The organism is Mesorhizobium sp. L103C131B0, from assembly GCF_000502275.1.
In the GTDB taxonomy this organism is placed as follows: domain Bacteria; phylum Pseudomonadota; class Alphaproteobacteria; order Rhizobiales; family Rhizobiaceae; genus Mesorhizobium.
In genome coordinates, this window is record NZ_AYXC01000001.1 from 1 (window position 1) to 12,639 (window position 12,639).

At 59.0% G+C, this 12,639-nt stretch carries 11 protein-coding genes; 2 read left to right on the forward strand and 9 right to left on the reverse strand.

Annotated features, from left to right (window positions below; translation table 11 throughout):
- Nucleotides 1-372: IS256 family transposase (locus tag X730_RS0132890; protein ID WP_031196436.1), on the forward strand; the 372-nt coding region annotated here is incomplete at its 5' end.
- A 314-nt stretch (nt 373-686) separates the two neighbouring features.
- Here the strand turns inward: X730_RS0132890 and X730_RS164055 are convergent.
- The 9 genes from X730_RS164055 to X730_RS164015 all read right to left on the reverse strand — a co-directional run bounded on the left by X730_RS164055 (nt 687) and on the right by X730_RS164015 (nt 11,255).
- A complete protein-coding gene (locus tag X730_RS164055) occupies nt 687-1,982 on the reverse strand; it encodes an HlyD family type I secretion periplasmic adaptor subunit (RefSeq protein WP_348524295.1) in 1,296 nt (431 codons plus the stop codon).
- Nucleotides 1,983-2,053: 71 nt separating this feature from the next.
- Nucleotides 2,054-3,766 carry a type I secretion system permease/ATPase gene (locus X730_RS164050; protein ID WP_023825297.1) on the reverse strand — a complete coding sequence of 571 codons (1,713 nt, stop codon included), beginning with the start codon at nt 3,764-3,766 and terminating at the stop codon, nt 2,054-2,056.
- 334 nt (nt 3,767-4,100) lie between these two features.
- Nucleotides 4,101-5,015, reverse strand: coding sequence for a class I SAM-dependent methyltransferase (locus X730_RS164045; RefSeq protein WP_245261275.1), 915 nt, complete (start codon nt 5,013-5,015; stop codon nt 4,101-4,103).
- A 70-nt stretch (nt 5,016-5,085) separates the two neighbouring features.
- Nucleotides 5,086-6,345 carry a polysaccharide biosynthesis/export family protein gene (locus X730_RS164040; protein WP_023825298.1) on the reverse strand — a complete coding sequence of 420 codons (1,260 nt, stop codon included), beginning with the start codon at nt 6,343-6,345 and terminating at the stop codon, nt 5,086-5,088.
- Complete coding sequence (locus X730_RS164035) at nt 6,332-7,609, reverse strand: hypothetical protein (RefSeq protein ID WP_023825299.1); 1,278 nt, start codon at nt 7,607-7,609, stop codon at nt 6,332-6,334. The genes X730_RS164040 and X730_RS164035 overlap by 14 nt, the downstream gene beginning before the upstream one ends.
- The gene (locus X730_RS164030; RefSeq protein WP_023825300.1) at nt 7,606-8,610 is read right to left on the reverse strand and encodes an SDR family NAD(P)-dependent oxidoreductase; all 1,005 of its coding nucleotides are present in this window, start codon (nt 8,608-8,610) and stop codon (nt 7,606-7,608) included. Before X730_RS164030 ends, X730_RS164035 begins: the two co-directional genes overlap by 4 nt.
- Nucleotides 8,611-8,654: 44 nt before the next feature.
- Nucleotides 8,655-9,329: a sugar transferase gene (locus X730_RS164025; protein ID WP_023681043.1), complete on the reverse strand. Its 675-nt coding sequence runs from the start codon at nt 9,327-9,329 to the stop codon at nt 8,655-8,657.
- Nucleotides 9,326-10,477 carry a DegT/DnrJ/EryC1/StrS aminotransferase family protein gene (locus X730_RS164020; protein ID WP_023825301.1) on the reverse strand — a complete coding sequence of 384 codons (1,152 nt, stop codon included), beginning with the start codon at nt 10,475-10,477 and terminating at the stop codon, nt 9,326-9,328. The genes X730_RS164025 and X730_RS164020 overlap by 4 nt, the downstream gene beginning before the upstream one ends.
- A 49-nt stretch (nt 10,478-10,526) precedes the next feature.
- Nucleotides 10,527-11,255 carry an NDP-sugar synthase gene (locus X730_RS164015; protein ID WP_023681041.1) on the reverse strand — a complete coding sequence of 243 codons (729 nt, stop codon included), beginning with the start codon at nt 11,253-11,255 and terminating at the stop codon, nt 10,527-10,529.
- Nucleotides 11,256-11,888: 633 nt separating this feature from the next.
- Between X730_RS164015 and X730_RS164010 the strand changes: the two genes are divergently transcribed.
- The gene (locus tag X730_RS164010) at nt 11,889-12,566 is read left to right on the forward strand and encodes a response regulator transcription factor (protein ID WP_023681040.1); all 678 of its coding nucleotides are present in this window, start codon (nt 11,889-11,891) and stop codon (nt 12,564-12,566) included.
- Nucleotides 12,567-12,639: the final 73 nt, after the last annotated feature.

Below are 12,639 nucleotides of genomic sequence, written 5' to 3' on the forward strand. Positions count from 1 at the left end.
CGCTATCCGCGCCTGACAGGCTGGGCCGAGGATGCCATCGAACAAACCCTGACCTTCTTCAGGCTGCCGAGACAGCACCACAAGCATCTTAAATCCACCAACATGCTGGAGCGGCTCAACGAGGAAATCCGCCGGCGCACCTATGTCGTGCGCATCTTCCCCAANAAATCCACCAACATGCTGGAGCGGCTCAACGAGGAAATCCGCCGGCGCACCTATGTCGTGCGCATCTTCCCCAACACCGAAAGCTGCCTGCGCCTGGTCAGGGCGTTGGCCGTCGAGACCAATGAAAACTGGATGGAGGCCAACCGATACATCAACATGGACGACCTGCGCGAGCACAAGAAGCTCGCTCTGCGCCAAGCCGCATGACCAGCATCATGGCCGCCCCTTTTGCAGAACTTGACGCACACAACCGCTGCCGATCTCCCCCCTCGAGGGGGGAGATGCCCGGCAGGGTGTCCGAACCGGATAGATAGGTAACAGAATGGACCGATAGCATGGGTGACAGTTTTCTTGTCCGCCGGAGGACNAAGAAGCTCGCTCTGCCCCAAGCCGCATGACCAGCATCATGGCTGCCCCATTTTGCAGAACTTGACGCACACAACGGCATCACGTCGCCTACCCTAATATGTCAGCAAGCACGCCTGCCGTGTTCCCGCGGTCGACCGCTCACAGCCGCCATGTCATTGCCGGAAAGCCCTCGACATCTGGTCGGTAAGCGGCTTCAGCAGATAAGACCAGACGCTGTGTTCGTCCGTACTTATGTGAACCTCCGCTGGCATACCGGGTTTGAGCACTTTGGCATCGGTCAGACAGGTGGACTTGTCTTCGACATTGATGCGCGCCGAGAAATAAGAAAGCTGGCGCTGTTGATCTTTTATCAGGTCCGCCGAGATGCGCTTGACAGACCCTTGGCAGGCAGGCGTGGTGCCGGCGTCGAAAGCCGGAAACCGGATCGAGACCCGCTGACCTGGACGAACGTCATCTATGCGCGACGGCGCAATCAGCGCGTCGACCACAAGGTTGCCGGTGTCAGGGACGATCATCATCAGAACTTCGCCCGCGGCAATCACGCCGCCGATCGTGTGAATGGAAGATTCCTGTACCGTTCCCGATTGCGGAGCGCGGATGGTGGTTTTGGCCAGTTCGTCTTGTGCCACAACCTTGCGCTCGCTGAGTTCGGTTTGCTTGGCTTCCGTTTCACGAAGTTCGCTCGTTACGTCACTACGCCTTTGTTCATCGAGCTGAAGAATCTGCAATTCGGTCTCGCTGATCCGGGCCTGCGCCTCGGCAACTGCCGCTGCGAGGCGCCCCGATTCTCCGTGCGCCCGGGTGGCATCCAGCCTGATGTTGCTAAGTCGCTCTTTGGACACCAGCTTCTTTGTAAAAAGCGCCTGTACATCGACAAGATCGCCATCCAGCAGGACCACGGATTGTTCTTCCGCGGTCTGTTGCGCCTTGAGGCCCTCAACTTGGCGTTCGAGTTGCTTTGAGCGGCTTTGCAATTGTGCCTTCTGCCCGTTGAGGGCCGTAGCGCGGCTTTCGAACAGCGTGCGCTCACCGTTCACCAGGGCAGCCAGTTCCGGCTCGCCCATTCGCGCTTGAAGGCTGAACGGAAGCTGCATCTCCGACAGGCCTTGCCGCTCTGCCTCCAGCCGCACAAGCCGAACCGTTGCCCGATCAAGATCCTTGCTAATTATCTGCAGATTGGCCCGTGTCAGTGTGTCGTCCAACCGTGCCATCACATCGCCGGCCCGTACATGATCCCCGTCTTGCGCGAAGATGCCACCTATCGTGCCGCCCGTCAGATGCTGCACCTTCTTTATGTTGCTCTCGACCACCACGGTCGCCGGCGCAATTACCGCGCCAGCAATCTTGGTCAGACCGAGCCAGAGCCCGCCGCCGGCAATTAACGTAACCGTGACCGCCGCCCCCAGGATCAGGTTGGCCCTGATTCCATCGCGCGTGCCCGAAATCATCGCGTTGCGCCGGCTCCCATTGCCGATCGGGGCCGATGGAGCCATCGTCGCCTCAGACAAAAAAATATCCCTCATGCATGACCGCTCACCCCTTTGTGCATCGCGACGGCCGCTGCCGGGCGTTCAACAGGCGCAGCAAAGGGGCGGATGACGTTGGCCAGGACCTCCTCGCGTGAGCCGAAGGCGTGAAGCATCCCATTGGACATTACGAGTACCCTGTCGATGTTGGTAAGGGCAGAAGGACGGTGCGCAACTACGATGACGATGCCTCCACGTCTGCGCACTGCCAGGATCGCGCCGGCCAAGGCGGTATCGCCATCGACGTCCAGATTTGAATTCGGCTCGTCCAGAACGACGAGAAACGGATCGCCGTAAAGTGCCCTGGCAAGCCCTACGAGTTGCCGCTGTCCAGCCGACAACGCTGTTCCTCCCTCGCCCATGCGAGTTTGAAAACCGTTCGGCAATCGCAGGATCATTTTGTCGACGCCCGCTGCCTTGGCAGCTGCAAGCACGCCCTTGGCGTCGCCCTTCCCGCCAAATCGCGAAATGTTATCGGCAACCGTTCCATCAAACAGTTCGACGTCCTGGGGCAGGTAGCCAATATGTGCGCCAAGACGTTCTTGGTCCCATTGGTCAAGCGAGGCGTCGTCCAGCCTCACCGTGCCGCGAAGTGGCTGCCAGACGCCCACCAGCGCGCGCACAAGCGTGCTTTTGCCAGAACCGCTCGGGCCGACAACGGCCATTCCCGTCCCTGCAGCCAGGCGGAAGCTGACATTGGCTACCGTCGGTTTTTGCTGGCCCGGTGGCGCTATGGTCAGGTCCTCGACCGCAAGCTCCGCTTGGGGGCGCGGAAGTTCCATATGTTCGTCCCGGTCAGGAAAAGCGGCCAGGGCCGTTGCCAGTTGCGAATAGCTTTGCCGGAACGCGGCGAAGCCTCGCCAGTTCGCGATAGCGGCGTCAACAGGAGCCAATGAGCGGCCCAGCAAGATGGAGGATGCGATGATCACGCCTGGCGAGGCTTCGCCTCCTATCACCAGGTAGGCACCCAGTCCAAGAACGCAGGACTGCAAGGCCAAACGCAGTGCCCTAGAGAGTGCCCCGGTGGCGCCGACGACGTCGGAAAGCTTCTCTTGGTGCCTCAGATATGCGTTATTGATCTCGCCCCAGCGGTGGGCAAGCCGTGCGGAAAGGCCCATCGCGCGTACGACCTCCGCGTTGCGGCGTCCGGATTCGGCGAGATTGCGCTGCGACACCAGCGTCTCGGACGCGCGTGTCACCGATGTGCGGCCAAGAACTTCCGCCATGACCGTGAGCAGCACGACAATGATCGCACCGCTTGTGGACAACACACCGAGCGCGGGATGCAGGAAATAGATGATCAGCAGGTAAAATGGAATCCACGGCGCGTCGAAGATGACAGTCGGCCCCATTCCGGAAAGGAAGCCGCGTAGCTGATCGAGATCACGGAGGGGCTGTATCCGGTTCGCATCCTGCCCGCCAATGAGCGGCAAGGACAGCGAGAGGCCGAACACCCTCTGCTTCAAATTCCTATGGACACGATTGCCCACTCGAACCAGCAGGCGCAGCCGCACGAAATCCAGCAGCCCGTAGACAGCGTAAAGACCCAGCATTCCGATGGTGAACCCGACAAGCGTCGGAACGCTCTGCGAAGGTAAAACGCGATCGTAAATTTGCAGCATATAGACCGAGCCGGTCAGGGCGAGAAGGTTTATGACTGCCGAGAAGATGCCGACGCCTACCAGGCCAGGCACGGTGCCAAGCATTGCGCCTCGCAGATCCGACGAACTCCTTCCACCAGGGTTCATGGGTTTCGACCTCCCGTGAGAGATCGTTGCGCAAGCTCACTGGCCCCACTGGGCACGGACAATCTCTTGCTGTTCAGGAGCGTATCCCCTTAGCCTTCTAATATTACGCCCCACTAACATGATTGGACTTTAGTCAAAATGTAGCAAAATCGTGGCGCTGACCAGAGAAACCCGGAACCCACATATTAAATCGGGGGAAAACTGCCGTTCCACCGTATTTATACGGGGTTTCATGCCGGGCGAGCCACCCCAAGAAAACCGCTGCCTGCCGTTTTCGGGGCTTTCTCGGGATTTAGCGCTTCCTCGCAACAACCAGGAAGTGTTGCGCCAGCTGGCCAGGAACGCAAAGCCTTCTGCAGGCCTTCTCGACAGGCTGCATCATCATTTCACAGAACCCTGGCAACAGGTTTCCCGGCCGAGGCAGGTAACCGTACGGTATCGTCTGCTCGACCGTGAATCCCGAGGCAGTCAGGAGGGCCTTGAACCTCGCTGCGCTCAGCGTGTGGCGAATTGTGCGTCCAGACACTCGATTGAGCAGCCGGCACGCCAGGCCGACGGGCGACGTCGCATTCATGTGAACGTTGCACACAAGCCGCCCGCCATCTTTCAGGTGCTCATTGATCGCTTTCAGTGCATGCCATTTCAGTTCATCCTCTGCGTTCAGGAAAAAACGAAATGCGGTTACCACATCGAACGTCATACCCAACTGCTCCCTTGTCACGTCGACGTGACGCAAACTCACGTTGGGCGGTACTTGAGCGCTGTCGAGCATAGTTCTGGAAACGTCGGCGCCAACCACCTCGCTGAAGAGGCCGGCGGCTACCTCGGCGATGCGACCTGTTCCGCATGCGAAATCGAGGCAGTTTCGGCTCGCTCCGCTCAAGGGGCGAAGAACGTCGAGGATCAGGGGCTTTTCGATGTTCTCCCAAAGCGCGCCATAATAGCCGGAACTGTGCGTTTTGTTGTAATGTAGGCCGTAGCCGGGCGCGCAATGGCTGGTCCTGTAGCCGTCCGACACCCAGCCGCCCTGCGCATTGCTCTCCTTGCTGGACGTAAATTCATGCCAATTTCCGGACTCACCGGCGCGCGACCTGGACCGCACAATTCGCGCTGACGGCATATGGGAAGGATAACTTGCAGACTGCGTCATCTGATCCGCGTTCGTTGAGGGTGTCAGGGTCGCTCCCTGGTTGAAAATGCGCCTCACCTTGGATCTCCGTTCAGTTGGGTTGCCCCCCCGATAGAACAGTAAGCTCCGCACGGACTGCGCTGACGCCCTATTGGACTGCCACACTTTGCAGTTCACTGCTGAATCTGGCTTCGAGAGTATCCCCCGGCAGCACAATCGCATCTTCGTCAACCAACAGCTTGCGCCATTCATTGCCGATCTTGCGCACGATGGTCACCTGGGCCCGTACCGTTTCGCCGGCAATCGGCAATGGCTGTGTGGATGCTCCGGTCGGCTGCAGCTTCTCGCTGGCGGCATGGAGCCTGGCGGTGACATCCGCCAGCCGGGCGTTGGTGTCCTTCAGATCCGTCAGCAGGCCAATCCTCCTTTGATTGTCGTTGCGTTCGTGCTGTCTGACAAAGTCCTCCTGCTGGCGCCGCGCCCTCATCAGTTCGACCGAGGTTTGAAGCGCGCCGCTTGAAGACAGAAGCAACGCGCGCCTGACATCCGCGAGCCGGGTGTTGGTCAGATTGCCTGCATCGAATGCCTTCGTCACTCGCGCCAAATCTTGCTCATCCGCCTTCACGCTCTCGCCCTCGACTCGTTCGCGTTTCTGCAAAACGCCAATTTGCTCGGCAGCGTCCGTCCGGCCCTTCTCCAGAAAATCCTGCTCTTGCCGGAAATCACTCAGCGCAACCTTTAGCGCCTCTGCTTCAGCCTGAGCCATCGCGGCTACAACGCTCGGCGAAAGAGGTGATCCCTGTGGTGTCTTCTTGTCGAAATCCGCCTGGCCCTGAAGCTCGGCGCGAATGCGGGCAGCGTGAAGGTATTCTTTCGTGTAATCTCCCCAGAGCATTTCGTAATCGCGCTTGAGATCAACCGGATCAGGCCCGGCCTGGCCCGCCCGTGATCGCAAAAAACTGAAGCCGCCGGAAACGGCGAGCGCCTGCCGTACAGTCATGAGCGGACGGTAGGCCTGTTGTCCCGGGGTGAGCACATCGCCCGTTACATAGATCGGGCGATAGTCCGCTATGATCGCTGTGACATCGTCGGGCTCGACAGTAACTGTCTGCTCCCGCCCATCAGTCAGACGCACGTGAAAAATCTTGCTTGGCAAGACCTCTTGCATGCGCCTTTGCAGTTGGGACGCCGTCAGGCCTGCGACCATGATCATCCCCGCCTCCGGAAGGGCGATATTGCCATCCATCTGGACTATGGCGCGCTGCGTCCGATCAGGGATCGGCGCTATTCCTATCTCGACCGTATCGCCAGGTGAGAGTTGATAGGGCTCGACCTCGCCTGCGCAAGCCATCGAGGTTAGCGACATCATCACGACTGCGCCAAGAACGTATCGTCTACTGAAGGTCATTTGCGACAATCTCCTTCCGGTCGAACACCGGCTTCAAAGGCCATTCAACACGAGTAACGAAATCGTATACCGGGCCACCGGGCACGCCCCAGTTGCTGGACCAGACCACCTGGGAGCCGTCTGGAGACGGAGAGGCATGCGTCTCGCTCCAGTAGTCGAAGGGCGCGTTGTGCGTGTCTGCGACACGGCGGACCTCTCCACTGCCGTCTAGACGCAGCGCAATGACTTGCTGAGCGTAAGGCGCCCAATCCGGGTGCTGCGATAGTTCGGCTGGCGTGCCGCCATAACTCAGAAACACCCAGCCGGGCCTGCCGAGCGACCTGAGTGACGCATGCATGGCCTCGCCATATTTCATCAGCGAGGTAGCCTTGCCATCAGCCAAGCGGCGCTTGATCACCTGATATTTGTCAGGATCCGATTTGCTGATCCCGACATAGATTTCGCTTCCGTCGGAATCGACCGTCATGTCGCCATGGCCTGGTCGATGGTGCTCCATCCACTTCTGGCGCAATATGCCGTCTATGGAGAAGACGAAACTCGCTTCAATTCCGTCCGGTGATTGCTGGGAACACACTATGTTGATTCCGAGTGGTGAGATCGAGCAGGAGCCGGTCGTTCCCGGGAATTCGGCAAGATCGATATCCGGGAATTTCCGCCGTTGCTTGAGATCGTAGCCAAAAACCACCGCTCGGCCGTCATTGTTCGTTGCACGCACCGCAATCCGGCTGCCGTCGCGGCTCGGATTGCCTTTGTTGGGTCCAAATTTGAGGTTGGAGTACGCTCCGGAGGCGAACACGACGTCCTCATGATCGGTACGTGGGGCCCATGTCGCAATCTGCCGGCCCCCGACGCAGATCATCAACTCGGGATCAGTGGGATGCCATTCGCATTCGGTCGCGCGGTTGCGGTGGAACAAAGGCAAGTAGGTTTGTCCGTCGAGAAAGCACAGGCCACCGCAGCCATTGGCGATCAGGAGCAGGCTCTGGTCGGCATTCCAAGCCTGTGCGCTTGAGTAACGGTGGGTGCAGTACTTCTTCCCGCATACACCCGCCCGGCCGAGAACGCCCGGTCTGGTGATCCGTGCGAAAACCATGCCAGACCAAGGATCCCTTGTTTGGCGCACATAGCCCGGCAGGTTGTTCACGACCGCTGTGGCCGCCACCTCCGCTGCCTTGCTTTGACGGCCGCCGGCAACATAGATGTTGGGAGATATGGCACCGGCAGCCAGCAACAGCGCCAACGCATGACGGCCGCCCAGGGTCATGTCATGTAACCCACTTCGCGCCGTACCCGGCCTTCACTAAGGCGCTCGCGCCACCACGTGGTTGTTCGCTCCAGCCCATCGCGCAGGCTGGTCTGTGTCCGCCATCCAGTCTCACGTTCAAAGCGCGAGGAATCGGCGAGCAAGGCGCGAACTTCGGAATTTTGCGGCCTCAGGCGGCTTTCATCACGACGGACCGGCTTTTTGCAATCGGTCAACTCAAGAACAATGGCCAATACGTCCGAGACGGTCGCAGCGCGTTGGCTGCCAGCGTTGTAGGCGTGGCCGAACTCGAGCTGGGCGAGACCTGCGGTCAGGAACGCTGTCGCGGTGTCTTCGACATAGGTCAGGTCGCGGATCGGGCTGGTATCCCCGACCATGATCGCAGGACATTTCGGGTCGAGGACTTGCCGGATAATGGTCGGCACGATGGCGCGCTCACTCTGGCGCGGGCCATACGTGTTGAAGGGTCGCATGATGACCACAGGGACATCGAACGACCTGGCGTAGGACTCCGCCATCATGTCGGCGCCGATTTTGGATGCCGAATATGGTGACTGTCCCTGCAGGGGGTGTGTTTCGCCGATCGGCATGGTTTGGGCAGTTCCATAGACCTCGCTCGTCGAGGTATGGATCACCCGCTCCGTCTCCCATAGGCGCGCCGCTTCGAGGACATTCACCGTGCCTAAGATGTTGGTTTCCACATAGGACTGGGCAGCGGCGTAGGAGTATGGAATCGCAATAAGCGCCGCCAGATGAAAAACCGCGGCTTGGCCGCGCATGATCCGGTTAAGGAACGCACTGTCGCGGACGTCACCACGGACGAGCCTCAACTGGCTGCGGATGGTGTCCGGCAGATCGTCTAGCCATCCATGGCTGTCAAAGGAATTGTAAAGGGCAAGGGCTGTGACATCTGCCCCGTTGCGAACAAGCGCCTCCGTGACATGCGAACCGATGAATCCGTCCGCGCCGGTCACCAGGACTTTCTTTCCATTGTAGCTCATCACTGCGCATTCCCTTGGCTGTTTGGAACGCTTCCCTTGGATATTCAAACGTCGATCGGCGGTACCGGAACCCAACCGACCACTGCCAGCACTCCCCGCACCATCCACGCGAGGTCGGAGACGATGGTGCGTCGCGGATAATACGAGAGGTCCAGTGTTGCCTTGGCGGGGAACATGACCTCCCGGTAGAACACGATCGGATCCACGGATTGGGGGAAGTAATGTGCTTCGTGCCGAAAAACGACCTGGGCTGGACCCAGCAGGCCTGGCTTGTATTGCAGCACGGCCCTAAGCTCGCCCCGGAAACAATCGGCGAAAGCCAGGCTCTCGGGTCGTGGACCGACGATCGCCATTTCGCCTTTGAGGACATTCCACAGCTGCGGTAGTTCGTCCAGCTTCGTCGCTGCGAGAAAGCGGCCAACGGTGGTCATGCGTGTATCGCCCACGACCGTCAGCGCAAGGCCTTGAGAGCCGCAGTTCACACCGAATTTGCGAAATTTGTACATGCGGAAGGTTCGGCCGCCGGCCCCGATGCGGGTCTGAGCGAACAAGATCGAGCCACCGCCCTCGAGCAGAAGCGCTCCGGCGATCAGCAGCATCAATGGCGCCAATGCGACGGTAGCGATGCCCGCCACCGCAAGATCGATTGCGCGTCTCGCAAAGCCGTGATCAGGATTTGGAACGAACATCCGGTGAAAGGCAGGGTCTAACGCATTCATGCAGCAGTTCCTCTTTGGGCGCCTGCTTTGAGCGCGCCTGTTTTGAGCGCGGCTGCCAGGGCAGCCACGACTGATTCGGCGGCGGCGGAAGTGACCTGGGGGTGCAGCGGAATTGTGAGCTCTCGCTGAGCGAAATCCTCTGTGTGGGGCAAACTCACGCCGGGAAGGCGCTCGCGGTAGAACGTCATTTGGTGCACCGGCGGGTAGTGGATGGTGGTCTGTATGCCCTGTGTCCGCAGCTCGTCGATGACATCCTGCCGGCTCGCGTAGCGCGGCAGGACGATCGGCATGATGTGGTAAGCCGACGTCCGGGGTTCGCTAAATGGAATGACAATGGCTGGGCAACGGTCCGCGATCAGGCGTCGGTACAAGACAGCTATGATACGCCTGATTTCGTTCCACTCTTGCAGGTTCTGCAACTGAACCAGCCCTATTGCCGCTCGCATCTCGTCCATTCGGTAGTTGAACCCGAGCATCGTGACATCATATTGCGGCGTACGACTGTTCAGCCGCTGATGCGTCCCCGTGGTCATTCCGTGCCCGCGGGCCAGGCGAACCCTGTCGAGCAGATCGGGGTCACGTGCGATCACGGCGCCCCCTTCGGCCGTTGTCATGTTCTTGTTGCCATAGAAGCTGAACGCGGCCGCGGCGCCGAATGTCCCGACTTCCCTAAGCCCGGGCGCGTGCGCAGCGTCCTCGATGATATGCAGCCCGCGAAGCCGGGCGAACCGCTGCCATTGTTCCCGATCGGGGAGATACCCGGCGAAGTGAACGAGAATGACCGCTTTCGTGCGCGTCGTGCACCGCGCTTCGGCTTCCGCAACCGAGATCAACGGCACGTCGACGGACTCGATATCGACGAAGACCGGCGTCGCCCCTACATACAGCACCGCATTCGCCGTCGCCACGAACGTCAGCGAAGGAACCAGTACTTCGTCGCCAGGGCCGATGCCCAAAGCATGGAGGAGAAGATGGAGCGCTGCGGTGCAGGAACCAACCGCAACGCAATCTCGCGCGCCATGCATGCCGGCAAAGGCCTGTTCGAACTCTCGTACCCTGTCCCCCATCGTAAGCCAGCCGCTATCAATCACCTGCGACAGGGCTGCCTTCTCTGGCACGCCTAGGATCGGGGCGCTCACCAAGAGCATTTTGACCTCCTGAAAGCCTTGTTAGTGGCTAGACCTCTGCATCAGACTTTCATGCGGCTGCAGCGGCAGCCGCGACCTCGATTGAGGACGACTGATCTTCCCAGGCAATTGCCTGTGCATTCTGGAAGTCATCGACACGACCGATGTCGAGCCAAAGACCGTCATGCTTGTAAACATGCACGGTCGTGCCGCCCTGCATCATCTGCAGCATCAGGTCATCGAACCCAAATGGGATCCCGGACGGAATGAACCGCAGGACATCTGGGTTCATGCAGTAAATCCCCATGCTGACGAGATGGGAAAGCGTCGGCTTTTCCCGGAAGAGCTGGACGGTATTGTCGATCTCGTCGATGACCCCGAAGTCCATCTTGATATGACGGCACGCCGTGGCAATCGTAACGGGATCCCTATGCAAGCGGTGCGCGGCTACAAACCGGCTCAGGCTTAGATCTGTGAGGACATCGCCGTTCAGAACGACAAATGTTTCGTTCAGTTCATCCCTAATCAGAGAGAGAGGTCCGACGGTGCCGAGTGGCTCCATTTCCTGGGTATATTTGATCTTCAAGTTCCATTGCGATCCGTCGCCGCAGACGCTACGGATCAAATGTCCTAGATACCCTGTCGTAATATATACCTCTTCAATGCCGTTGCGCCGCAGCCACTTCAAAAGCAACTCAAGAACAGGCCGGGCCCCTATCGGCATTAATGGTTTCGGCAGGACCGATGTAAACGGTCGAAGGCGCGTACCCATCCCACCACATTGAATCACCGCTTTCATTCGATCCTCCTGATCTGCAGTTGGCTTTGTTCGGGATCGGTGTTCCATTGTCCGGCCAGGGCACCCCCTCAAATCCGGCCAAACCTCGGCGGCAATCCGAACATCATATGCGAAAAGGTATGTGACAGCCGGGGCGGCTGTCGTCGTGCATTCGAATGGTAGGGATTCAAAACGTTCAAGGTATTAGATGGCCACGAGATCAACAGCCTACAGAAGCGCGATTGGGCACTGATCATGACGCCGATAAAACGAAAGCAGTTGCTTTCAAGAAAGCTGCGATCCGCCAGGGCCGGACCGGCCTACAGGTCCGGCGACAGCGGGTGGCGACATAACAGATGCCACATGATTACGATGGTCCTGAACAGCTGGCTTGGACCCAGAGATGGGAAACCGGCATCGTTTTGCGGACAGGCACCGCACGCCAGGGTTAAAAATCTATGGATGAGCTTCGCAATTTAGTATTATATTAGACGTTCTGGATGTGCGTGGATGGGACGCTGCGGACATCACTGTGATGCGTTGACCAGTGGATGGCCGCCATTTTAGGACCACCACGGATTGTCGATCATAGGCGAATGGGAGGTTCCAGCGGGTTTTCTCGTCGGGAACCGAGTAACGCGTTGGGGTAGTTGCATGGCTCGGATCGTCATTGCCGACGATCACGGCTTATATCGGCGTGGTCTCCGGCTGGCACTCATGGCTGGAATTCCAAGCGCCGAAATATTCGAAGCTTCGTGTTTCGATGCCGCGGTCAATCTTTTAGAGGAGCAGGCGTCCATCGATCTTGCGATCCTCGATCTGAACATGCCTGGGCTGTTCCATCAGGAAGTGCTCAGCGACTTTATGGCTGCCTATCCTGACACTCGCTTTGCGATCGTTTCCGGGGATGATTCCCGCTCGGAGATACTGACCGCGCTTTCGATCGGACTTCACGGGTATATCGTCAAATCGCAGAGCGACGAAGAAGTCGTGCTGGCTGTAAACGAAATCCTCGCTGGCCGGATCTATGTGCCATCTCTCCTATCTCGAACGTCTGCCGACCAGAGATCGCATGCCCCCCCACCTCCGGTTCAAAATGCCAGCCGCCGGCACGAGGGCTCGGGCGACGTCGCTAGGCTGACGTCTAGACAGAAGGACGTCCTCAAGCTGATGGCAGAGGGGTACTCGAATAAGGAGATTGCCCGCAATCTGGACATTGCCGAGGCGACAACGAAAATCCATGCCGCAGCCGTGCTGCGTGAGCTTGGGGTTAGAAACCGTACCGAAGCAGCTGTGTTGCTCCAAAGCTGGCTTACGAGACAGGCGAGTTGACGCATGCCCCTCGAACCGGCCCGAGTTTGCTTGCAGGAAATCGCAGCAAAGGGCCCACACCATCGGTTAATTG

What these genes read in the sequence shown, in the direction of transcription:
- X730_RS164030 (WP_023825300.1), bottom strand. Translation starts at nt 8,610, where the DNA reads ATGAGCTACAATGGAAAGAAAGTCCTGGTGACCGGCGCGGACGGATTC.
- X730_RS164010 (WP_023681040.1), top strand. Translation starts at nt 11,889, where the DNA reads ATGGCTCGGATCGTCATTGCCGACGATCACGGCTTATATCGGCGTGGT.
- X730_RS164035 (WP_023825299.1), bottom strand. Translation starts at nt 7,609, where the DNA reads ATGACCCTGGGCGGCCGTCATGCGTTGGCGCTGTTGCTGGCTGCCGGT.
- X730_RS164025 (WP_023681043.1), bottom strand. Translation starts at nt 9,329, where the DNA reads ATGAATGCGTTAGACCCTGCCTTTCACCGGATGTTCGTTCCAAATCCT.
- X730_RS164020 (WP_023825301.1), bottom strand. Translation starts at nt 10,477, where the DNA reads ATGCTCTTGGTGAGCGCCCCGATCCTAGGCGTGCCAGAGAAGGCAGCC.
- X730_RS164015 (WP_023681041.1), bottom strand. Translation starts at nt 11,255, where the DNA reads ATGAAAGCGGTGATTCAATGTGGTGGGATGGGTACGCGCCTTCGACCG.
- X730_RS164050 (WP_023825297.1), bottom strand. Translation starts at nt 3,766, where the DNA reads ATGCTTGGCACCGTGCCTGGCCTGGTAGGCGTCGGCATCTTCTCGGCA.
- X730_RS164055 (WP_348524295.1), bottom strand. Translation starts at nt 1,982, where the DNA reads ATGATTTCGGGCACGCGCGATGGAATCAGGGCCAACCTGATCCTGGGG.
- X730_RS164040 (WP_023825298.1), bottom strand. Translation starts at nt 6,345, where the DNA reads ATGACCTTCAGTAGACGATACGTTCTTGGCGCAGTCGTGATGATGTCG.